This window comes from Sphingomonas sp. SORGH_AS_0870, from assembly GCF_031453175.1.
Lineage (GTDB): Bacteria > Pseudomonadota > Alphaproteobacteria > Sphingomonadales > Sphingomonadaceae > Sphingomonas.
The window spans coordinates 323,274-344,160 of record NZ_JAVIYW010000002.1 but is presented as its reverse complement, the minus strand read 5'-3'; the positions used below and the strand labels follow the sequence as shown (position 1 = coordinate 344,160).

Below are 20,887 nucleotides of genomic sequence, written 5' to 3'. Positions count from 1 at the left end.
CAGCCTGAACGGGGCCTCCGGATCTTTACCAACATCCGTTCAGGCTGAGCGAAGCGAGGCCCACGCCCATTCAGAAATTAAAAGCGAGTTGCGCCTGTCTGCGGAACAGACCAGCGTCCCCCTTTCAAATACCCTCACCGGTCAGGCGCTGGCATACCATGTCGAGCTGATCGAGCGTCGAATAGCTGAGGGTCAGCGTGCCGCCCTTCTCGCCATGCGCGATCCGCACCGACAGGCCCAGCAGATCGGCGAGCTGGCCCTCCAGCGCCGCGATATCCGCATCCGCCGCATCCATCCCGTTGCCGCGCGGACCCGATTTGTCCGACTCCGCCGCCGGCTTGCGCCCGCCGCCCTTGGCCTCGCGGGTCAGCTTTTCGGTCTCGCGCACGCTCAGCGCGCGTCCGATCACCTGATCGGCCAGCGCCTCGACATCCTCCGCCCCCAGCAGCGCGCGGGCATGGCCCATCGACAGGGCGCCGGTAACGACCTGCTTCTGCACCGATTCGGGCAGTTCGAGCAGGCGCAGCAGGTTCGCGACATGGCTGCGCGACTTGTGGACGATCTTGGCCAGCGCTTCCTGGGTATGGCCGAACTCGCCTGCCAGCCGTTGATAGGCCTGCGCCTCTTCGATCGCGTTGAGGTCCTGGCGCTGGATATTCTCGATCAGCGCGATTTCGAGCGTCTGGGCGTCGTCAAAGTCGCGGACGACGACGGGCACCTCGTGCAGCCGGGCACGCTGCGCCGCGCGCCAGCGGCGCTCGCCCGCGACGATCTGGTAATCCTTGCCATGCGGACGCACGACGATCGGCTGGATCAGCCCGCGCGCCGCGATCGAGGCGGCGAGTTCGTCGAGCGCGGCTTCCTCGAAATGGCGACGCGGCTGGTCGGGATGCGGCGACAAGGCCCCCACGGGCAGCATCCGCACGCCACCGGGGATCTGCTGGTCGCCCGGCTGGATCGGCGTCTCGCGCGCAATGTCACCGAGCAACGCCCCCAGTCCGCGCCCCAGGCCGGGACGCGGGCGCTTGGCGGTTTCCGTGCTCATGCCGCGGCCGCTCCCGGCTGGGTGGTCAGCGGCAGGCGCGCGATCAGTTCGCGGGCCAGCGCGATATAGGCCTGGCTGCCGACGCAGCGATGGTCATAGATCAACGCAGGAAGTCCATGGCTGGGCGCCTCCGACAGCCGGACGTTGCGCGGAATCACCGTATCGAACACCACACCTCCCAAAACCGCGCGCACATCCGCCGACACCTGATCGGTCAGCCGGTTGCGCCGGTCGAACATCGTCAAAGCCACGCCCAGGATCGCCAGCCCCGGATTGAACCGCGCGCGTATCCGCTCGACCGTGGTCAAAAGCTGCGACAGGCCCTCCAGCGCGAAGAACTCACATTGCAGCGGCACGAACAGCGAATCGGACGCCACCATCGCATTGATCGTCAGCAGCCCCAGCGAGGGCGGGCAGTCGACCAACACGATGTCCCAATTGCCCTGCGAGCGGCGCATCGCATGATCGAGCCGATGGGTGCGATTCTCATAATCGACCAGCTCCAGCTCGGCCCCCGACAAGTCGACCGTCGCGGGCACGACGTCGAGGCGCGGCACCTGGGTATGGACGACCGCATCGTCGATCCGCGCTTCCCCCAGCAGGACGTGATAGCTGGAGAACATGCGCTGGCTGTTGGGAATGCCCAGCCCCGTCGAGGCATTGCCTTGCGGATCGAGGTCGATCAGCAGGACATGTAGCCCGGTCGCGGCCAGCGCGGTCGCTAAATTGATGGCGCTGGTGGTCTTGCCCACCCCACCCTTCTGGTTCGCGATGGCAACGCAGATCATCGGGGCCCTACTCGGTCGAGGATCACGATCGACGAATCCGCCGAGGTGATGCTATGTTCCACGTGAAACACGAAGCGCCATTGCCGCTTGAGGGTCTTGATTTCGCGCTCGTCCAGGCGGCCGCGCGGGAGCAGCCACCGCGTATCCTGTTTGCCGCAATGGGCGGCTGCGCGCAAAAGATTTTCGACTGTCGCCACGGCGCGAGCAGAAATAATATCCGCCTTGATCTCCACCGCCTCGATCTTGGAGGCATAGACGCTGACCCGGTCGGCAATCCCCAGCGTCTCGGCACAGTCGCGCAGGAAGTCGGCGCGGCGCTTGCGGGGCTCGACCAGCGCGACCTTGCCTGGCCAGGCCAGCGCCACGACCATACCGGGAAAGCCACCCCCCGTGCCGATATCGACCCATTGCCCATCAGGCCGATCCGCCAGCGGAATCAGCTGTACCGAGTCGAGCGCGTGCCGCGACCAGATGGTGGAGATGGTCGAGGGGGCGATGAGATTCTGCTGATCGTTTTCCACAACCACCAGATTGAGGAAGTGGTCGATCCGGTCGGCGGCTTCCGCCCCTAAACGCGCGACGACCCAGTCGCGGGCCTGGTCTTCGGTCATGCCGCCATCTTTCGTGCGTGGAGAAGAACCGCCGACAAGGCGGCGGGAGTGATGCCGCGAATGCGCGACGCGGCGGCCAGCGTCGCGGGACGCGCCAGACCCAGCCGGTCGATCATCTCCTGCGACAGACCGGGGATGGCCGCATAGTCGATCGTGGCGGGCAACAGGATCTGCTCGTCGGCGCGAAGCCGCGCGACCTCTTCGGCTTGGCGCTCGACATAAGGCGCATAGCGCGCATCCTCGAGCGTCTCGGCCACGACGGCCGGGTCACACCCCTCGGCCGCATCGGGCGCGACATGCGCCAGCGTGACGCCGTCGAAGCGCAGCCATTCATAGGCGGATCGGCGGGCGCCGTCTTGCGCGATCGCCGCCCCACTGCGCGCCAGATCTGAGGCGGTGCGGATGACCGCCAAACGGTCGCGCAGGGTCGCCTGCTGCGCCTGCCGCCGCTGCCGATGCGCCAGCCGCTCGGGCGACAGGCATCCCGCCGTCTCGGCGATATCCCCCAACCGCGTCTCGGCATTGTCGGCCCGCAGCGACAGCCGATATTCAGCGCGCGCGGTCAGCATGCGATAGGGTTCGGTCACGCCCTGCAACACCAGATCGTCGATCATCACGCCCAGATAGCTGGAGGCGCGGTCGAGGATGACGGGGCTCAGTTCACAGGCGAGCGCCGCCGCGTTGAGCCCGGCGATCAGCCCCTGCCCCGCCGCTTCCTCATACCCCGTCGTGCCATTGATCTGTCCCGCACAGAACACGCCGGGAAGCGCCCCTAGCGCCAGCCGCGCATCGAGCGCGCGCGGATCGATATGGTCATATTCCACCGCATAGCCGGGCAGCGTGATGACTGCGCGCTCCAGCCCCGGCATGGAGGCGATCATCGCCGCCTGCACATCTGTCGGCAGCGAGGTTGACAGGCCGTTGGGATAGACGATCGGATCATCCAGCCCCTCCGGCTCCAAGAAGATCTGATGGCTGTCGCGGTCGGCGAAGCGCTTGATCTTGTCCTCGATCGACGGGCAATAGCGCGGGCCGTTCGCCTCGATCGCGCCGGTGAACAGCGGCGAGCGGTGAAAGGCCGCCGCGATGATCGCATGGGTCTCTTCGGTCGTCCGGGTGATCGCGCAAGCGATCTGCGGCAGCGGCCGTACCGCCGTCATCGGCGACATGGTCCAGGGATCGGTGTCGGACGGCTGCTCGTCCAGCCGGGCCCAATCGATGCTGCGCCCGTCCAGACGCGGCGGCGTGCCGGTCTTCATCCGCGCCATCGGCAGGCCCAGGCCACGCAGCTGTTCGGCCATGCGGGTCGCCGCACGCTCGCCGATACGGCCGCCCATATGCCGCTCCTCGCCCCGGAAAAGCCGTCCGCCCAGGAAGGTCCCGGTCGCCAGCACCACCGCGCGACAGGCCAGCACCGAGCCGTCGGCCAGCTGCACACCGGCCACCCGGTCGCCGTCCAGCACCAGCGCCTCGGCCTCGCCCTCGACGATCGTCAGGCCGGGTTGGGCCGCCAGCATTGCCTGGATCGCCCCGGCATAGCGCCGCCGGTCGGCCTGGACGCGAGGGCCTTGCACGGCCGTCCCCTTGCTCCGGTTGAGCATGCGATAGTGGATCGCGCCCTGATCCGCCGCGCGACCGATCAACCCGTCAAAGGCGTCGACCTCGCGCACGATATGGCCCTTCCCCAATCCGCCGATCGCCGGATTGCAGGACATGGCACCCAGGCCATGACGATCGAAGGACAAAAGGGCCGTCTGCGCGCCCCGGCGCGCGGCCGCTGCGGCGGCCTCGGTTCCCGCGTGACCGCCACCGATCACTACGACATCAAACATGCCCCCGCCCTATCGCAAGCGGCGCGCAGCGTCAAAGCGATCCGTGGCAAAACGTTCCACGTGGAACATCACTTGCCCAGGCAGAAGCGTCCGAACAGGGCGTCGAGCATCGTCTCGGTCGCGCTGACCCCCAGCACCGCCGCCAGCGCTTGCCGCGCCACCCGCAGTTCCTCGGCGATCAACAGCACGTCATCGCCCTGCGCGGTGAGCAGCGCCTGTGCCGCACGGCGGCATTGATCCTGCTGGTGCCGCTTGAAACTCAGCGCATCCTCGCGCGGGAGCAGAGTCGCCGCATGCGCCGCAATCGCGTCCCAGACCATGGCCACCGTCGCCGCATCGTCCCGCCGCACCGCCAACACCCGCCCCTCGGGCAAAGCCTCGCGCCCCGGCAGATCGGCGCGCGCGTGCAGCCAGATCGCATCGTCGCGCGGCGGTGGAGCATCGGCCATCCATAGCAGGATGTCGGCCTGCTCGATCGCCTCCTGCGCGCGCGTGACGCCGATCGCCTCGATCACATCGTCGGTATCCTCGGCCAGCCCCGCCGTGTCGGTCAGCACATAGGCGATGCCGCCGCGCAGCACGCTCGCCTCGATCCGGTCGCGCGTCGTCCCCGCAATCGGCGAGACGATCGCCGCCTCGCGTTCGACCAGCAGGTTGAGCAGGGTCGACTTGCCGCTATTGGGCGGCCCCGCCAGCACCACCCGGATACCGTCATGCAGCCGGTCGACCGGCGGCTGGTCGACCGCCGCCAGCATCGTGGCGGCCAGCGCCGTCATGTCGCTCCTGATCCGCGCCACCATGGCGGCGTCGAGCGGCACGTCATCCTCCTCGGCGAAATCGAGCATCGCCTCGATCCCGGCGGACAGAGCGGAGAGCCGGTCCATCCAGCCGCGCAGCGCCTGGCTCACCCGTCCCTCGACCGCGCCGATCGCGGCCCGTCGCTGTCGCTCGGTCTGGGCTTCGAGCAGATCGGCCAGCCCCTCCGCCTCGGCCAGATCGATCCGGCCGTTGAGCAGGGCGCGGCGGGTAAACTCGCCCGGCTCAGCCCGGCGGACGCCGGGTGATGTCGCCAGCGCCGCCTCGACCGCCGCCACCACTGCGCGGCCGCCATGGCAATGCAGCTCGACCAGATCCTCGCCGGTCGCCGTCGCGGGGCCAGGGAAACAGAGCATCAGCGCCGAGTCCAGCACCGCCCCCGCCCCGTCGCGCAGGGTCCGCAGCCCCGCCCGACGCGGTGCGGGCAGACGCCCGCCCAGCCGCTCGGCCGTCGCGAACGCCGCCGGGCCGCTGACCCGGATCACCGCGATGGCGGCCGGGGGCTGCCCGCTCGATACGGCGAAGATCGTGTCGCTCACCGGATCAGCCCTTCTGCCCCTCGAACATGCGCCGCCACATCGCCATGCCCGCCTCGCCCATCGGGGCCCAGCTGCGCATCATCGCCTCGACCATTTCGGGCTTCACCCCCGATTGCATCGTGTCGAGCATCATCTGGACATAGCGCTCGTGAATCGGCGTCAGGTCGGGCAGGCCCATCGCACGCCGTGCTTCTTCGGGCGTGCAGTCGATTTCCACATTCACTTTCATGCGCCATTCTCCATCGCGACCAAGCTGGGCATAAGGCGTTATGATCGCGTGGACCACAGGAGACCAGTAGACATGACCGGGACCAAGACCATCGCCGCCGACCACGGCGACGGCCAGTTCAACGCCTATCACGCCGAGCCGCAGGGACAGCCGAGCGCGGCGATCATCGTCATCCAGGAAATCTTCGGCATCAATGCGGGCATCCGCCGCAAATGCGATACGCTGGCCGAGGCGGGCTATCTGGCCGTCGCGCCCGATCTCTTCCATAAGATCGCGCCGGGCATCGAACTCGATCCCGACGTCCCCGACGAGATGCAGCAGGCGCTCGACCTGATGGGACAGTTCGACCAGGATGGCGGCATTCGCGATATCGAGGCGACGATCAAGGCGATCCGCGACGAACATGGCGCGGACTTCAAGGTCGGCGTGGTCGGCTATTGCCTGGGCGGACGGCTGGCCTTCATGACCGCGGCGCGGACCGATGTGGATGCCAGTGTCGGCTATTATGGCGTCGGCATCGACGGGCTGCTCGGCGAGAAGCATGCGATCGCCAAGCCGGTGCTGCTCCACATTCCGGAGGAGGATCATTTCGTCGACAAGGACGCCCAGAAGCGGATGCACGCGGGGCTGGACGATCACCCCAAGGTGACGCTGTACGACTATCCCGGCGAGGATCACGGCTTTGCCGCCGAATTCGGCCAGCGCCGCTCGGAGGAGTCGGCCAGGCTGGCGGACGAACGCACCATGGCGTTCTTTGCGGAGCATCTCCGCTGATATGAAAAAGGGGGGAGCCGGTCGGCACCCCCCCTTCCCTTTTACGCCGCCTTGGCGAGCGCCTCGGCGATCAGTTTGCGGCTGTTGTCCACACCGTAGAGCGCGATGAAGCTGCCCATGCGTGGCCCCTGCGCCGATCCCAGCAGCGTCTCGTACAGCGCCTTGAACCAGTCGCGCAGCGACGGGAAGGCGTCGGTCTTGCCGATCTCATAGACGATGTTCTGGATATCCTCGGCACTCGCCCCCTCGGGAAGCGCGGCCAGCTGTGCGTCGAGCTGGCGCAGCGCCTCGGCCTCATGCGGCTCGGGCGCGCGGCGCTGGAGCGTCGGGGCGACGAAGTCACGCGCATAGGCCAGCGCATGGTCGATCAGCCGGTCCAGCTCGGGATATTTCGCGGCCGAGGCTTCCGGCACATAATTGGCGAGATAGCCCCAGACCTGCTCCTTGGTCGCCTCGCCCATCACGCCGACCAGATTGAGCAGCAGGCCGAACGTCACCGGCAGCTCACCCTGCGGCAGCTTGCCGTCATGGATGTGATGCACCGGATTGCCCAGCTGCTCCTTGAGCGACTGGTTGGGATAGTTGACCCGGAACTGCCAATATTCGTCCACCGCGCGCGGGATGACGCCCATGTGCAGCTGCTTGGCCTTTTTGGGCTCGCGATAGGCGAAGAAGGCCAGGCTCTCCTCCGGCCCATAGGTCAGCCACTGGTCGAGGCTCAGGCCATTGCCCTTGGACTTGGAGATCTTCTCGCCATGTTCGTCGAGGAACATCTCATAGTTGAAGCCTTCGGGCGGACGGCCGCCGAGCACACGCGCGATCTTGGACGACTGGGTGACCGAGTCGATCAGGTCCTTGCCCGCCATCTCGTAATCCACGCCCAGCGCGACCCAGCGCATCGCCCAGTCGACCTTCCATTGCAGCTTGGACAGGCCGCCCAGCGCCGACTGGACGATCCGCTCGCCCTCATCCTCGAACGCGATCAGGCCCGCCTCGGCGTCCACGACCTCGATCGGCACCTGAAGGACGATCCCCGACTTGGGGCTGATCGGCAGGACCGGCGAATAGGTGGCACGGCGCTCGGCGCGCAGGGTCGGGAGCATCACATCCTGGATGCCCTGGAAATGCTTGAGAACCAGCCGCAGCGCGTCGTCGAACCGGCCCGAGGTGTAATAGTCGGTCGAGGAGGCGAACTCGTAATCGAAGCCGTAGCGGTCGAGAAACTGGCGCAGCATCGCATTGTTGTGCGCGGCGAAGCTGTCGAACGTCTCGAACGGATCGGGCACCTGGGTCAGCGGCTTGCCGAGATGCTCGCGCAGCATCTCCTGGTTGGGGACATTGTCGGGCACCTTGCGCAACCCGTCCATATCGTCCGAAAAGGCGATCAGCCGGGTCTTCTGGTCCGACAGCGCGTGGAAGGCGTTGCGGACCATGGTGGTGCGCAGCACTTCGTTGAACGTCCCGATATGCGGGAGCCCCGAGGGGCCATAGCCGGTTTCGAACAGGATCGGCTCGCCGCCCGGTTTGCCGTCGGGATAGCGTTTGAGGAGCTTGCGGGCCTCCTCATAGGGCCAGGCCTTGGACTCGAGAGCGGTGGAGCGAAGTTCGTCTGTCATGATTTTGCCTCTGGCAAGCCGGGGGGCAATTCACAACGTATTTTGCAATTTCCACCGGCTATCCGCGCTTTGCCCACAGAGTTATCCACATTGCGGGTTGTTCCACGTGGAACAGATCGGGTGGTCCTGTTTGGCCTTCCCTCCCCCATCCCCTCGCGCTTGCGGGAGGGGCGTGCGTTGTTGCAGCGTTATGCGCGCCATGAATGGGTGCCCTGCTGGGAGGGTCGGACAGCAAACCTGTTGGCCTGAACGATTCCAATCCCATTCCCCGTTGCCAACCTGTTCCCACTCCCCCAAATCATCATCGTGACCGCGCTTCCCCACCCCGCTCTTCACGCCAGCCATAGCGGTGTGTGGATTTCCACCGGCGGACAGACCCGCGCCGTCTCGCGCGGCGAGGCGATCGGGCTGGCGTCGGAAACCCCGGTGATCCTCCTCAACGCACCGTTGATCGGGCAGCGGCTGGGCTATGCCGAATTGTCGGGGCTCGACATCCTCGAGCTGTTCGCATTCCTGCGCCCCGCCCAATTCGCGGTCCCGACCCCGCATGGCCTTGCCCGTGCCTGCGGACTCGCGCCTCCGGAAAGCGATGCCGACGTCGCGGCCTTCCTCCTCCGCGCGACCGAGACGTTGCTCGCCATGCCCGACGGCGCCTGGCCCGAGCGCGAGGGCGCCTGGACCGCCGCGCAAAGTCTGGCGCGACTCCGCTGGCCGTGGGCGCCGCTGATCGGTCCGCGCCTGACCCGGCCCGAGCGCAACGAACGCTGGCTGTTCAGCGCGCTGCCCGAATGGGAAGAGGATGCCCCCCGCCCAGCCCCGCGCACCATCGACCTGCCGCCGCAGGATTCGGAGGAGCGGCTGGTCCGGCTGACCGGCGACGGGGCCGAGGAGCGGCCGGGCCAACGCGCCTATGCCGCCGCGGTCACCGCCGCCTTCGCACCGCGCGCGGTCCGCGACACACCCAACATGGTCCTGGCCGAAGCGGGGACCGGCATCGGCAAGACGCTGGGCTATCTCGCCCCCGCCAGCCTCTGGGCCGAGCGGGCGGGCGGTGCGGTGTGGATCTCGACCTATACCAAGGCACTGCAACGCCAGCTGAGCGGCGAGACCGCGCGCATCTTCCCCGACGCGGTGCTGCGCAAGGAACGGGTGGTCACGCGCAAGGGGCGGGAGAATTATCTCTGCCTGCTCAATCTGGAGGACGCGCTTCAGGGCGGGTTTGCGGGACGCGCGGCGGTACTGGCGCAATTGGTCGCACGCTGGGCCGCCTATACCGGCGATGGCGATATGGTCGGCGGCGACCTGCCCGGCTGGCTGACCACCCTGTTCCGGCGCAACGGATCGGCCGCGCTGACCGATCGGCGTGGCGAGTGCGTCTATGCGGGCTGCCCGCATTATCGGAAATGCTTCATCGAACGGGCGGCGCGCGCCTCGGTGCAGGCGGATATCGTCATCGCCAACCATGCGCTGGTGATGGTCAACGCCGCGCGCGGGCGCGAGACGCAGACGCGACCGACCCGCTATGTCTTCGACGAGGGCCATCACCTGTTCGACGCGGCCGACTCGATGTTCGCCACCGCGCTGACCGGATCGGAGACGATCGAGCTGCGCCGCTGGATCCTGGGCCCCGAGGCCGGGTCGCGCGGGCGGCGGCGCGGTCTGGCGGCGCGGCTGTCCGATGTCGCCAGCTATGACGAGGGCGGCAATCGCGCGATCGGCGATGCGGTGCAGGCCGCGCAGGCGCTAGCGAGCGAAGGCTGGCTCGGCCGACTGGCGGAGGGCCAGCCCTTCGGTCCGATCGAGACGCTGTTGGCGGCGGTGCGGGGGCTGGCCTTTGCGCGCGCCGAGCAAACCGGCGATGCGGGCTATGGCCTGGAGACCGAACTCGCCGACCCTTCCCCCGAGCTGATCGATACCGCCGGTCCCGCCGCGCACGCGCTCGACGCGCTGCTGCGCCCGCTGGTGACGCTGGGCCAGCGGCTGGAGGCGGTGTTGCAGGAAGCGCCCGACTGGCTCGACGGTCAGGCGCGCGCGCGGGTCGAGGGCGCGATCGCGTCGATCGCCTGGCGCGCCGAGACGGTCGCCGCCTGGCTGTCGCTACTCGCGCGGATCGGCGGCCCTGCCGATCCCGACTTTGTCGACTGGCTGGCGGTCGACCGGGTCGAGGGGCGCGAATATGATATCGGGCTACACCGTCACTGGCTCGACCCCACCCGCCCCTTTGCCGAAATCGTGCTGAAGCCCGCGCATGGCGCGCTCGTCACCTCGGCGACCCTGCGCGCGGGCGGCGACTGGGACGTGGCGGAGGCGCGGACCGGCGCGCCGCATCTGGCGCGTGGCCCCGCCCATTTCGTCGCCCCCAGCCCGTTCGATTATCCGAGCCGGGCCGAGGTGCTGATCGTCACCGACGTCAAGCGCGGCGACATTCCCCAACTGGCCAATGCCTATGCCCGGCTGATCGCGGCGTCGCGCGGGGGTACGCTGGGGCTGTTCACCGCGATCCGACGGTTGCGCGGCGTGCATGGCCGGATCGCCGACCGGCTGGCGCGCGAGGGGCTGGCGCTGCACGCGCAGCATGTCGATCCGATCGACACGGGGACGCTGGTGGATATCTTTCGCGACGATCCGTCGGCGTCGCTGCTCGGCACCGATGCGCTGCGCGACGGGGTGGACGTGCCCGGCGCCTCGCTGCGGCTGGTGGTGATGGAGGGCGTACCCTGGCCCAAGCCGACCGTGCTTCATGCCGCACGCAAGCTGGCGGGGGGCGGCAGCGCCTATGACGACCGTATCGTCCGCGCGCGACTGGCCCAGGCGTTCGGCCGGTTGATCCGCCGCGCCGACGATCGTGGTGCCTTCGTGCTGCTGTCCGCCGCCATGCCGTCGCGCCTGCTCGACGCCTTTCCGCCGGGCGTGGCGATTGCGCGCGTCACGCTCGACGAGGCGGTCGCGCGGGTCGCGGCCCGGCTTTCCTCCGACGCCGGGATCGGGCATGGATCGGTCGAAACCCCGCTGGCCGCCGCGACGGAGAATCCGATCCGATGAAGACGCTGACGCTGCTTCGCCATGCCAAATCGAGCTGGGACGATCCCGTCGCCCGCGACTTCGACCGGCCGCTCAACGCCAAGGGGCGGCGCGCGGCGGCGATGATGGGACGCCATCTGAAATCGCTCGACATGGCCTTCGACCATATCCTCGCCTCGCCCGCCGTCCGCGTGATCGAGACACTGGACGAAGTGTGGAGCGGTTATGGCCGCAAGCTGGCGCCGGTCTGGGACAAGGCGCTCTACCTCGCCTCCTCGGCCAGCCTGCTCGATCAGGTCCATGCGCTGCCCGACGCCTGCGACCATGTCCTGATGGTCGGGCATAATCCCGGGCTGGAGGATCTGGTCCTCGACCTGACCTGCGATGGCGAGTTGCGCGAACGGGTCGAGGAGAAATATCCCACCGCCACCGTCGCGCAGCTGACCCTGCCGATCACCCGCTGGGCAGATGCCGCTTCACACAGCGCGACCCTGATCGCCTTTATCCGCCCGCGCGACCTGGACCCGACGCTGGGGCCCGATACACCCTGACCTGTCCCCTGATAGGCTGTGGGCCAATCTGTCGGAAAATGACCCGAAAAACCGTTGGCGACCTGTTAGCCATCTGTTGACAGCCTGTGGATAATCGCAAAAAAGTGGCGTGAGTGAAGGAAGTTACTCCTTCCCCTCCAGCTTGGCCTTCAATCCCGCCAGCGCACCGAACGGCCCGGCCTCGTCCTCGCTGATAACCCCCGCTTCCTTCAAGGCCGCCGCCGCATGGGGGCTGCGCGGAAAAGGGTCGAGCGAGAGCGCGATGGTTTCGGCCGCAGCCTCGCCCAGATCGATCGTGCCGCCCTCGATCTCGATCGTGTCGAGCGAATCCTCGGACAGCTCGATCTCCTCGTCGCCGCCATGCGCCGAAGGTTCGACGAAGCGCAACGCCACCGGCTCGTCGACCGTGGCGGGCACCGGGTCGCCGGTTACCGAACAGGGCTGGGCCACCTTCGCGCGGACCGTGCCGGTGACGAGGATGCCCATCGCATCGCGCCGGACGACCAGATCGGCGGCGAGGGCGTCGATCGACACCAGTCCGAACCGCCCGGCCAGCGCGCGGCGCTCCTCTTCCGAGGCCTGGATCGTCACGGGCTTTTCACGCTCGCCGATCGTGTCGATCTTTTCGGGGCGGCTCCATTCGGGGGTCACGGCAATTCTCCCATTCTCAATCGGGCCAGCGACACCGCCGCCAGCCGCTCAGACAGATCGCGCATCCGATCGCGCACATGGGCGACGGCGTCCGGACCGGCGGGCGCATCCCCCCGATACAGATTGCGGAGCAACGCGGCATCCAGCGCCGCCCCCTCCCCCGCCAGTCCGTCGCGATAGGCGGTCAGGCGGCCGCCGAGCATCGCCATCATCCGGCCGATATGCTTGCCGACCACGATGTCGCCGATGCCCAGCTCGCGCAACTGCCCGTCCATGTCGGTGACGAAGCGTTCGGTCAACCGCGCGGCCAGCGCCGCCCCCTCGGACTCCCGCTCCAGCCGGATCAGGACCAGCGAGAGGATCGCCGCGATCATGTCGAACCGGCCATCGACCGTGTCGGGCACCGCGCCCTCGACATACCAATGCGGTTCGCGCGCGCGCAGCACCACCGCATTGTAGAGCGGCAACGCCTCGTTCCCGTCGCGCCCGAAATAGCGCGCCACCATCCGCTTCAGCCAGCCCGCGGCCATCCGCCCCTCCCTCGCCTTGCGCGATCACACCCGCGCGAGTGCTTGTATGCGTCTTTCCCTTGGCATATCGAGGGGGTGACGGTCGAGCGGATCGACCGCCTGTATATTTGCCTGTGCGGCCGATCCCCCGGCCCGGAGATGATGATGAGCGTTTCTTCGACCCGCGCCCTCGGGCTTGGCCTGGCGATGGCCTTGGCCGCGTCGGCCTGCACGCCGCTGCGGTCGCATCAGGGTTATGTGGTCGACACCGATCTCGTCAACTCGATCCAGCCGGGCGTGGATAACCGCCAGTCGGTGCTCCAGACGCTGGGCACGCCGACCATCTCCAGCCAGTTCGGCGGCGGCGACTGGTATTATGTCGCGCGCGACAGCCGCAATCTGGGCTTCAACCTGCCCAAGCCGGCGTCGCAGATCACGCTTCAGATCAGCTTCGATCAGGCGGGCAACGTGACGACGATCCGCCGTTCGGGCGTGGATCAGGTCGCCGACATCTCGCCCTATGGCAAGACCACCCCGACGCTGGGCCGCAAGCGCGGCTTCTTCCAGGACCTGTTCGGCAATATCGGCGCGGTGGGCGCACCCGGCGCGGGTGGCGGTCAGGGCGGTGGCATGGGCGGCGGACGCACCCGGCCGTAAGGGCCGGAGCGCCTCTCACCTACCCTTCCATTCCCGTGAGGTGACGTCGAAGCGCAGGGTCCGCGTTTCGCAACGGAAACCTTTGGCCTTCGACTTCGCTCAGGCTGAACGGAGATTGGGTACCCCCCGTTTGGCCGCGTCGCCTGGTAAGCAACGACGCGGCCGTGCCGTGCTTGGACCGGCACGATCCCGAAAGGGGGTGGGATCGGGCCTGCTAACGCCCCAAAACGAAAATGGGTTCGCCAGCGGGACCAATTCCGCCAGCGAACCCCTATTTCCGTAGCGTCGCGGGGCCCGATGGCCCCGCCAAGCGCCGGTTACTGGTTCATCGAGTCGAAGAAATCCTCGTTGGTCTTCGAGTTCTTCATCTTGTCGAGCAGGAACTCCATCGAATCGATCGTGCCCATCTGCATGAGGATGCGGCGCAGCACCCACATCTTGGACAGCTTGTCCTTTTCGACGAGCAGCTCTTCCTTGCGGGTGCCCGACTTGCCGACATCCATCGCCGGGAAGATGCGCTTGTCCGCCACCTTGCGGTCGAGGACGATTTCCGAGTTGCCGGTGCCCTTGAACTCTTCGAAGATGACCTCGTCCATGCGGCTGCCCGTGTCGATCAGCGCGGTGGCGATGATCGAGAGCGAGCCGCCCTCCTCGATGTTACGCGCCGCGCCGAAGAAGCGCTTGGGCCGCTGGAGCGCGTTCGCATCGACGCCGCCGGTCAGCACCTTGCCCGACGAGGGCACGACGGTGTTGTAGGCGCGGCCGAGGCGGGTGATCGAGTCGAGCAGGATGACCACATCCTTCTTGTGCTCGACCAGGCGCTTGGCCTTTTCGATCACCATCTCGGCGACCTGCACGTGGCGCTGCGCCGGTTCGTCGAAGGTCGAGGAGACGACCTCGCCGCGCACCGAGCGCTGCATGTCGGTGACTTCTTCCGGACGCTCGTCGATGAGGAGGACGATCAGGAAGACTTCGGGATGGTTGTCGGTGATCGCCTTGGCGATGTTCTGCAGCATCACCGTCTTACCCACGCGCGGGGGCGCGACGATCAGCGTGCGCTGGCCCTTGCCCTGGGGGCTGACGATGTCGATGACGCGTGCCGACTTATCCTTCTGGGTCGGGTCGGCGGGGTCGAGGATCAGCTTCTGCTCGGGGTAGAGCGGCGTCAGATTGTCGAAATTGACGCGGTGGCGGACCGCCTCCGGATCGTCGAAATTGACGCTGGTCAGCTTGGTCAGCGCAAAATAGCGCTCGCCGTCCTTGGGCGCGCGAATCTCGCCTTCCACCGTGTCGCCGGTGCGCAGGCCGTGCTTGCGGACCTGGTTGGGCGAGACATAGATGTCGTCGGGCCCGGCGAGATAGTTGGCCTCCGGCGAGCGCAGGAAGCCGAAACCGTCGGGCAGCACCTCGATCGTGCCCAGGCCCATGATCTGGTCGCCCTTTTCCGCCTGCTCCTTCAGGATGGCGAAGAGCAGGTCCTGCTTGCGCAGCGTCGACGCGCTCTCGACCCCCAGTTCCTCGGCCAGCTGCACGAGGTCGGCGGGGGTCTTCTTCTTCAGGTCTTTCAGATGCATGGGGATCGGTCCGGATGGTCGGAGGGCGTCGGTCGGCGAGGATCGCGGCGAAACGAGGCTGTCGATAAGGAAGCGTACGCGACGCGAGGACCGCGCCGTACAAGATTTGAGTTAGGATTCGGGGAACCCCAAGTCAATGGGGAAAGGGCCCGCCCCATATGAGACTCACGCCCCTCCCGCAGGCGGGAGGGGATGGGGGAGGGAAGGTCATGGGCAATGGTCTCGGTGAGACTCCCTGCCCTCCCCCAACCCCTCCCGTTTACGGGAGGGGAGCAAGAAGGAGGGCCCTCCCGCCTGCGGGAGGGGAGAAGAAGGGGTCAGAACGGCTTGATCACCACCAGGACCACGATCACCGCAGCCGCCAGCGCGGGCACTTCGTTGATCATCCGCAGCTGCTTGCCGGTCAGCGTCATCTGCCCCCGCGCCAGCTTCCTGGAATAGCCGACCATCCAGCCATGATAGCCGCTGAGCAGCAGCACGAAGAACAGCTTGGCATGCAGCCACCCCAGCCCCGGCACACCGGAAAACACCCCCAGCGAGGCCCCCAGCAACAGCCCCAGCACCCACACCGCGATCATCGCGGGCGTCAGGATGATGGCGCGCAGCTTGCCCTCGCGCTCGACCCAGCGCGCGGCGTCGGTGGCGTCACCAGCGACCAGCGCCTCCTGGTGATAGACCAGATAGCGCGGCATCATGAACAGCCCGGCCATCCAGAAGATCACGAAGATGATATGTGCCGCCTTCACCCATTCATAGGCGGCGCCGAGCAGTCCGATCATGATGCGCTCCGTACACGGGCGATCAGCCGCTCGACATGCGCGATCGGCGTGTCGGGCAGAATGCCATGGCCCAGGTTGAAGATATGCGGCCGCTCGGTGAACGCCGCCAGAATGCGGTCGACCGCGCCGTCTAGCGCCTCGCCGCCCGCAATCAGCGCCAGCGGGTCGAGATTGCCCTGCACCGGCAGCTCCTTGGGCAGATAGGTGTCGGCCCAGACGGGATCGACCGTCTCGTCCAGCCCGACCGCATCCACCCCCGTCTCACGGGCATAAGCGGGCAGCTTGCCCCCGGCCCCCTTGGGGAAACCGATGACCGGCACGCCCGGGCAACGCTGGCGGAAACCCTCGACGATCGCGGCATTGGGGGCGATCACCCAGCGCTCGAACTGCGCCGGGGACAGCGACCCCGCCCAGCTGTCGAACAGCTGCACCGCCTCGACGCCGTTTTCGACCTGGCCCGCCAGATAATCCACGGTCATCGCGACGATCGCATCGATGATCGCGCCGAAGCCGGCCGGATCGGCATAGGCGAAGCGCCGCGTCTCGCCCTGGTCCTTCGACCCCTGCCCCGCCACCATATAGGTCGCGACCGTCCAGGGAGAGCCAGCAAAGCCCAGGAAGGTGGTCTGGGACGGCAATTGCGCCTTCACCCCCGCCACGGTGGCATAGACCGGGTCGAGCCGCTCAGGGACGCGTTGAAGAGCATTCAGCGCATGATCGACCAGCGCGGGCGCCAGACGCGGCCCCTCCCCCGCCCCGAAGCTCAGATCCTGGCCCAGCGCCCAGGGAACCATCAGGATGTCGGAGAACAGGATCGCCCCGTCGAAACCGAAGCGCCGGATCGGCTGCACCGTCACTTCGGTCGCCGCCGCCGGATCGGTGGCCAGGGCCAGGAAGCCCCCCTTCTGCGCCCGGAGTTCGCGATACTCGGGCAGATAGCGTCCGGCCTGTCGCATGAGCCACATGGGCGGTGTCGCCTGCCGCTCTCCGTTCAGCACGGCGAGCAGGGGCTTTTGAATCGCAACGTCGGTCAGGAGACCCCCCTTCTTCTAAATAAGAAGATTCTAAGAATGGATTGTTGAAGTGGTTGGCACGTTGGTTGTCGGGATTATGCGGCTCTCCCCGATATGCCAACACGTTGACTCATGGGGAATCGCCGATTCAACGGGATTCGGATTCATGACCCCCGTAACTCACAGGCTGTGGAAAAGAATCGGGCCTGTGAGATTCATTGTGGACGAATCGGTCGTTATCCACCGCCGGTCCGCCGCTTGGCCGGTCGGCGAAGTTACGCTACCGATTCTTCCCATGTTATCCACAGAGTCATTAGGCCGGTCATGACGACGCGGCTCCACCTCCACCTTTTGTCCGATTCCACGGGCGAGACGCTGGAGAACATCGCCAAGGCGGCGCTGGCCCAATATGACGATGTGGAAACCGTCCGGCACTTCTGGCCGATGGTCCGCACCGAGAGCCATCTGGAGCGCATCCTGCAGGAGATCGCGCAGAATCCGGGGCTGGTGATCTATACGCTGGTCAACCCGACCACCCGGCGCGTGCTGGAGAGCCGGTGCCATGCACTGGGCCTGCCCACCGTCGCGCCGCTCGACCCGGTCAATGCCGCGCTGTCGGGGCTGTTGGGCGTGCAGGCCAAGATGCGGCCCGGTCGCCAGCATGTCCTGGACGCCGCCTATTTCGCGCGGGTCGATGCGATCCAGTTCACCATCGCGCATGACGACGGCATCGCCTGGGAGGAATGGGAGGAAGCCGATATCGTGCTGGCGGGTGTCAGCCGCTCGTCCAAGACGCCGACCTCCATCTATCTCGCCAATCGCGGGTTCAAGACCGCCAACATCCCGATCGTGGTCGAAAGCCCCCCGCCCCCCTTTCTGTTCACGCTGAAAAAGCCGCTGGTCGTCGGGCTGACCACCAGCGCCGACCGGCTGATCGCGATCCGGCGCAACCGGCTGCTCTCGCTGAACCAGGCGCCCGACACCGATTATGTCGAGCAGGAGGCGGTCAATCGCGAACTGACCTTTGCCCGGCGGATGTTCGCTGACAATGACTGGCCGGTGATCGACGTCACCCGCCGCTCGATCGAGGAGACGGCGGCGGCGATCATCTCGCTGGTGAATCAACGAAAGGCCGAAGCATGATCATCCTCGCCTCGCAAAGCGCCTCGCGTCGGTCGATGCTCGAGGCCGCCGGAGTGGCCTATGAGGCGCTGCCCGCGCGCGTCGACGAAGCGGGCGTGAAGGCGGCGATGGCGGGCGCCTCCCCCCGCGACCTGTCCGACGCGCTGGCCGAGATGAAGGCGGTGAAGGTGTCGGCGAATGCCGGGCCGGTCCCGGTGCTGGGATCGGATTCGATCGTCGCGCTGGCCGACGGCACGCTGCTCGACAAGCCCGAGAGCCGCGAGGAAGCGGCCGAGCATCTCGCGCGGATGAGCGGCGGCAGCCACGAATTGTGGAGCGCCGCCGTCATCGCCGAACATGGCCGCCCGGTCTGGCGGCATGTCGAGCGGGCGAAACTCCATGTCCGCCCGCTTTCGGGTGCCTTTATCGACCGCTATCTGGACCAGGAATGGCCCGAAATCGCGGGCTGTGTCGGCTGTTTCCGGATCGAGGGGCCGGGCGTCCAGCTCTTCTCGCGGATCGAGGGGAGCCATTTCACCATTCTCGGCATGCCGCTGCTGCCCGTCCTGGGCTATCTGCGCGAGCGCGGCTGGATGGCCGCCTGACAGGAAATTCCATGACCAAGCCCTATGCAGAGGTGATCGGCGACCCGATCAGCCATTCCAAATCGCCGATCATCCACAATTTCTGGGCCGAGGCGCTGGACCTCGACGTCGCGTATCGCGCGGTCCACGTCGCGCCCGAGGGGCTGGCGGCCTATTTCGCCGAGCGCAAGGCCGATCCCGATTGGCGCGGCTGCAACGTCACCGTGCCGCACAAGGTCGAGGCGCTGGCGCATGTCGAGGATCGCGGCGACGTCCGCACCACGATCGGCGCGATCAACACGGTGATCCGGGCCGAGGACGGCGCGCTGGTCGGCACCAACACCGATGCGGCGGGATTCTATGCGCCGCTGAGCGGGCTGGACCTCGCGGGGCAGCCGGTGACGGTGATCGGGGCAGGGGGGGCGGCGCGCGCCATCCTGTTCGCGCTGTCGCGCATGGGTGTCGGCCCGGTGACGCTGTTCAACCGCAACGTGCTCAAAGGCGCGGCGCTGCTGTCCTCCTTCGGCCTGAAGGGCCAGGCGCTGCCGATCGGCGCGGCGGTGCCGCCCTCGGCCCTGGTCGTCAACGCGACCAGCCTGGGGATGACCGACCAGCCGCCGCTGACCCTCGACCTGTCGGCGCTGCCCGAGGAGGCGGTGGTCTATGACATCGTCTATGCCCCGTTGGAGACCGATCTGCTGGCGGCGGCGCGGGCGCGCGATCTCGACACGATCGATGGGCTGGAGATGCTGATCGGCCAGGCGGCGGTGGCGTTCGAGCTGTTCTTTGGTGCCGAGCCGCCTCGCGACCGCGACGAGGAACTGCGCGGCCTTCTGCTCGGATGATCGTCCTCGGGCTGACCGGCTCGATCGGCATGGGCAAGTCCACCGTCGCGCAGATGTTCCGCGACGAGGGCGTGCCGGTGTTCGACGCCGATGCCTGTGTCCACAGGCTCCAGGGGCCGGGCGGGCGGCTGGTCGCGGCGATCGAATCGGCCTTTCCCGGCACCACCGATGCGAACGGCGTGAATCGGACGGCGCTGGGTCGCGCGGTGCTGGGCGATGATTCGGCGATGCGGCGGCTCGAGCGAATCGTCCATCCGGCGGTCCAGGCCGAGCGCGCCGCCTTTCTCCACCGCCATGCCGACGTGCCGCTGGTCGTCGTCGACGTGCCTTTGCTGTTCGAAACGGGCGGGGATAAGGCTGTGGATAAGGTGTTGGTCGTATCGGCAGAACCCGCCGTGCAGGAGGCCAGGGTGTTGGCAAGGTCCGGCATGACACGCGAGAAATTCGACGCGATTCTTGCACGTCAGCTGCCCGATGCCGACAAGCGCGCGCGCGCCGATCACGTCATCGCGACCGATATTCCCATCACCGACACAAAGCGCGCGGTGCAGCGGCTGATCACTTGCATGCGGGACTCCGAAGTCCGATAGTCGGGGCATGAGAGAGATCGTTTTCGACACCGAAACGACAGGGTTCAAATTTTCGGAAGGCGACCGGCTGGTCGAAATCGGCTGTGTCGAACTGGTCAACCGGGTCGAGACGGGGCGGACCTATCACGCCTATTTCAACCCCGAACGCGCCATGCCCCCCGAGGCGCAGGCGATCCACGGCCTGTCCGACGCCTTTCTGAAGGACAAGCCGGTCTTCGCCCAGGGCGTGGCCGAGTTTCTCGACTTCATCGGCGACGCGCCGCTGATCGCGCACAATGCGACCTTCGACTTCGGCTTCATCAATGGCGAGCTGGGCGCGCTGGGCTTTCCGCACGTCTGCGAGAAGACGCGGATGGTCGATACGCTGGCCATCGCGCGCAGCAAGCATCCGGGGGCCAAGCATACGCTCGACGCGCTGTGTTCGCGTTACGGCGTCGACCGGTCGCACCGCGTGCTGCACGGCGCGCTGCTCGACGCGCAACTGCTGGCGCAGGTCTATGTCGAGCTTATGGGCGGGGCGCCAGATCGGGCTGGGCCTGCTGGCCGAGACCATGGTGGAGGCGGGGCCGGTGGTCGTCGCCCGCGCGCCCGCCAAAGTCCGGCCGCCGCGCATCTTCCGCCCCAGCGAGGGGGAACTTGCCGCCCATGCCGCGTTTCTAAAGGGTATCACCGATCCGATTTGGGGGGCCGAGGCGTCCGGTTGACGCCACGGGACAGGCCAAAAGGACCGTCCCAGTCGTG

General features: G+C 67.3%; 20 protein-coding genes and 1 pseudogene. 9 read left to right on the top strand and 12 right to left on the bottom strand.

The window, feature by feature from the left end; genetic code table 11:
• Positions 1-124 precede the first annotated feature (124 nt).
• From QE363_RS02035 to QE363_RS02010, 6 genes are all read right to left on the bottom strand, one after another.
• The gene (locus tag QE363_RS02035; protein WP_309691362.1) at positions 125-1,045 is read right to left on the bottom strand and encodes a ParB/RepB/Spo0J family partition protein; all 921 of its coding nucleotides are present in this window, start codon (positions 1,043-1,045) and stop codon (positions 125-127) included.
• Positions 1,042-1,833: a ParA family protein gene (locus tag QE363_RS02030; protein WP_307101824.1), complete on the bottom strand. Its 792-nt coding sequence runs from the start codon at positions 1,831-1,833 to the stop codon at positions 1,042-1,044. Before QE363_RS02030 ends, QE363_RS02035 begins: the two co-directional genes overlap by 4 nt.
• Positions 1,830-2,444 carry a 16S rRNA (guanine(527)-N(7))-methyltransferase RsmG gene (gene rsmG / locus QE363_RS02025; protein WP_309691358.1) on the bottom strand — a complete coding sequence of 205 codons (615 nt, stop codon included), beginning with the start codon at positions 2,442-2,444 and terminating at the stop codon, positions 1,830-1,832. The genes QE363_RS02030 and rsmG overlap by 4 nt, the downstream gene beginning before the upstream one ends.
• Positions 2,441-4,276, bottom strand: coding sequence for a tRNA uridine-5-carboxymethylaminomethyl(34) synthesis enzyme MnmG (mnmG, locus tag QE363_RS02020; protein WP_309691356.1), 1,836 nt, complete (start codon positions 4,274-4,276; stop codon positions 2,441-2,443). Before mnmG ends, rsmG begins: the two co-directional genes overlap by 4 nt.
• A gap of 68 nt (positions 4,277-4,344) precedes the next feature.
• Positions 4,345-5,631 carry a tRNA uridine-5-carboxymethylaminomethyl(34) synthesis GTPase MnmE gene (gene mnmE / locus QE363_RS02015; protein WP_309691354.1) on the bottom strand — a complete coding sequence of 429 codons (1,287 nt, stop codon included), beginning with the start codon at positions 5,629-5,631 and terminating at the stop codon, positions 4,345-4,347.
• Between the two features lie 4 nt (positions 5,632-5,635).
• Positions 5,636-5,860 carry a DUF6489 family protein gene (locus QE363_RS02010; RefSeq protein WP_306997208.1) on the bottom strand — a complete coding sequence of 75 codons (225 nt, stop codon included), beginning with the start codon at positions 5,858-5,860 and terminating at the stop codon, positions 5,636-5,638.
• A gap of 72 nt (positions 5,861-5,932) precedes the next feature.
• On the opposite strand from QE363_RS02010, the gene QE363_RS02005 reads away from it, so the two are divergent.
• Positions 5,933-6,634 carry a dienelactone hydrolase family protein gene (locus tag QE363_RS02005; RefSeq protein ID WP_309691349.1) on the top strand — a complete coding sequence of 234 codons (702 nt, stop codon included), beginning with the start codon at positions 5,933-5,935 and terminating at the stop codon, positions 6,632-6,634.
• A gap of 41 nt (positions 6,635-6,675) precedes the next feature.
• On the opposite strand, the gene QE363_RS02000 is transcribed toward QE363_RS02005, so the two are convergent.
• A complete protein-coding gene (locus QE363_RS02000; protein ID WP_309691348.1) occupies positions 6,676-8,250 on the bottom strand; it encodes a lysine--tRNA ligase in 1,575 nt (524 codons plus the stop codon).
• A 306-nt stretch (positions 8,251-8,556) separates the two neighbouring features.
• Here QE363_RS02000 and QE363_RS01995 point away from each other — a divergent pair, with 306 nt between their 5' ends.
• Both QE363_RS01995 and QE363_RS01990 read left to right on the top strand, forming a co-directional pair.
• The gene (locus QE363_RS01995; protein ID WP_309691346.1) at positions 8,557-11,292 is read left to right on the top strand and encodes an ATP-dependent DNA helicase; all 2,736 of its coding nucleotides are present in this window, start codon (positions 8,557-8,559) and stop codon (positions 11,290-11,292) included.
• A complete protein-coding gene (locus QE363_RS01990; protein WP_309691344.1) occupies positions 11,289-11,822 on the top strand; it encodes a histidine phosphatase family protein in 534 nt (177 codons plus the stop codon). The genes QE363_RS01995 and QE363_RS01990 overlap by 4 nt, the downstream gene beginning before the upstream one ends.
• A gap of 123 nt (positions 11,823-11,945) precedes the next feature.
• Here QE363_RS01990 and QE363_RS01985 read toward each other — a convergent pair whose 3' ends face one another.
• Together QE363_RS01985 and QE363_RS01980 are read right to left on the bottom strand one after the other, a co-directional pair.
• Positions 11,946-12,473: a DUF177 domain-containing protein gene (locus QE363_RS01985; protein ID WP_309691342.1), complete on the bottom strand. Its 528-nt coding sequence runs from the start codon at positions 12,471-12,473 to the stop codon at positions 11,946-11,948.
• Positions 12,470-13,003 carry a ubiquinol-cytochrome C chaperone family protein gene (locus QE363_RS01980; protein ID WP_309691340.1) on the bottom strand — a complete coding sequence of 178 codons (534 nt, stop codon included), beginning with the start codon at positions 13,001-13,003 and terminating at the stop codon, positions 12,470-12,472. The genes QE363_RS01985 and QE363_RS01980 overlap by 4 nt, the downstream gene beginning before the upstream one ends.
• A 138-nt stretch (positions 13,004-13,141) precedes the next feature.
• On the opposite strand from QE363_RS01980, the gene QE363_RS01975 reads away from it, so the two are divergent.
• Positions 13,142-13,639: an outer membrane protein assembly factor BamE gene (locus tag QE363_RS01975; RefSeq protein ID WP_373424720.1), complete on the top strand. Its 498-nt coding sequence runs from the start codon at positions 13,142-13,144 to the stop codon at positions 13,637-13,639.
• A 317-nt stretch (positions 13,640-13,956) separates the two neighbouring features.
• On the opposite strand, the gene rho is transcribed toward QE363_RS01975, so the two are convergent.
• From rho to hemE, 3 genes are all read right to left on the bottom strand, one after another.
• Positions 13,957-15,213 (bottom strand): transcription termination factor Rho, encoded by a 1,257-nt coding sequence (rho, locus tag QE363_RS01970; RefSeq protein WP_042486922.1) that lies wholly within the window; start codon positions 15,211-15,213, stop codon positions 13,957-13,959.
• Between the two features lie 317 nt (positions 15,214-15,530).
• The gene (locus tag QE363_RS01965) at positions 15,531-15,992 is read right to left on the bottom strand and encodes a CopD family protein (protein WP_309691338.1); all 462 of its coding nucleotides are present in this window, start codon (positions 15,990-15,992) and stop codon (positions 15,531-15,533) included.
• On the bottom strand, positions 15,989-17,011 hold the full coding sequence (gene hemE / locus QE363_RS01960) for a uroporphyrinogen decarboxylase (RefSeq protein WP_309698046.1): 1,023 nt from the start codon (positions 17,009-17,011) through the stop codon (positions 15,989-15,991). Before hemE ends, QE363_RS01965 begins: the two co-directional genes overlap by 4 nt.
• Before the next feature lie 318 nt (positions 17,012-17,329).
• Here hemE and QE363_RS01955 point away from each other — a divergent pair, with 318 nt between their 5' ends.
• The 5 genes and pseudogenes from QE363_RS01955 (at position 17,330) to dnaQ (ending at position 20,850) form a co-directional block, all read left to right on the top strand.
• The gene (locus tag QE363_RS01955) at positions 17,330-18,148 is read left to right on the top strand and encodes a pyruvate, water dikinase regulatory protein (RefSeq protein WP_307101798.1); all 819 of its coding nucleotides are present in this window, start codon (positions 17,330-17,332) and stop codon (positions 18,146-18,148) included.
• Positions 18,145-18,732 (top strand): nucleoside triphosphate pyrophosphatase, encoded by a 588-nt coding sequence (locus QE363_RS01950; RefSeq protein WP_309691336.1) that lies wholly within the window; start codon positions 18,145-18,147, stop codon positions 18,730-18,732. The genes QE363_RS01955 and QE363_RS01950 overlap by 4 nt, the downstream gene beginning before the upstream one ends.
• 11 nt (positions 18,733-18,743) lie before the next feature.
• Entirely contained in the window at positions 18,744-19,556 is an 813-nt protein-coding gene (gene aroE / locus QE363_RS01945; RefSeq protein WP_309691334.1) for a shikimate dehydrogenase, read from the top strand.
• Positions 19,553-20,146: a dephospho-CoA kinase gene (gene coaE, locus QE363_RS01940; protein ID WP_309691331.1), complete on the top strand. Its 594-nt coding sequence runs from the start codon at positions 19,553-19,555 to the stop codon at positions 20,144-20,146. The genes aroE and coaE overlap by 4 nt, the downstream gene beginning before the upstream one ends.
• 7 nt (positions 20,147-20,153) lie before the next feature.
• Positions 20,154-20,850, top strand: a pseudogene (dnaQ, locus tag QE363_RS01935) (DNA polymerase III subunit epsilon).
• Positions 20,851-20,887 lie beyond the last annotated feature (37 nt).

Bases quoted from the DNA above. Each gene is read 5' to 3' on its own strand.
- QE363_RS02035 (WP_309691362.1), bottom strand. From the start codon at position 1,045: ATGAGCACGGAAACCGCCAAGCGCCCGCGTCCCGGCCTGGGGCGCGGA.
- QE363_RS02030 (WP_307101824.1), bottom strand. From the start codon at position 1,833: ATGATCTGCGTTGCCATCGCGAACCAGAAGGGTGGGGTGGGCAAGACC.
- rsmG (WP_309691358.1), bottom strand. From the start codon at position 2,444: ATGACCGAAGACCAGGCCCGCGACTGGGTCGTCGCGCGTTTAGGGGCG.
- mnmG (WP_309691356.1), bottom strand. From the start codon at position 4,276: ATGTTTGATGTCGTAGTGATCGGTGGCGGTCACGCGGGAACCGAGGCC.
- QE363_RS02010 (WP_306997208.1), bottom strand. From the start codon at position 5,860: ATGAAAGTGAATGTGGAAATCGACTGCACGCCCGAAGAAGCACGGCGT.
- QE363_RS02005 (WP_309691349.1), top strand. From the start codon at position 5,933: ATGACCGGGACCAAGACCATCGCCGCCGACCACGGCGACGGCCAGTTC.
- QE363_RS02000 (WP_309691348.1), bottom strand. From the start codon at position 8,250: ATGACAGACGAACTTCGCTCCACCGCTCTCGAGTCCAAGGCCTGGCCC.
- QE363_RS01990 (WP_309691344.1), top strand. From the start codon at position 11,289: ATGAAGACGCTGACGCTGCTTCGCCATGCCAAATCGAGCTGGGACGAT.
- QE363_RS01980 (WP_309691340.1), bottom strand. From the start codon at position 13,003: ATGGCCGCGGGCTGGCTGAAGCGGATGGTGGCGCGCTATTTCGGGCGC.
- QE363_RS01975 (WP_373424720.1), top strand. From the start codon at position 13,142: ATGATGATGAGCGTTTCTTCGACCCGCGCCCTCGGGCTTGGCCTGGCG.
- rho (WP_042486922.1), bottom strand. From the start codon at position 15,213: ATGCATCTGAAAGACCTGAAGAAGAAGACCCCCGCCGACCTCGTGCAG.
- QE363_RS01965 (WP_309691338.1), bottom strand. From the start codon at position 15,992: ATGATCGGACTGCTCGGCGCCGCCTATGAATGGGTGAAGGCGGCACAT.
- QE363_RS01955 (WP_307101798.1), top strand. From the start codon at position 17,330: ATGACGACGCGGCTCCACCTCCACCTTTTGTCCGATTCCACGGGCGAG.
- QE363_RS01950 (WP_309691336.1), top strand. From the start codon at position 18,145: ATGATCATCCTCGCCTCGCAAAGCGCCTCGCGTCGGTCGATGCTCGAG.
- aroE (WP_309691334.1), top strand. From the start codon at position 18,744: ATGACCAAGCCCTATGCAGAGGTGATCGGCGACCCGATCAGCCATTCC.
- coaE (WP_309691331.1), top strand. From the start codon at position 19,553: ATGATCGTCCTCGGGCTGACCGGCTCGATCGGCATGGGCAAGTCCACC.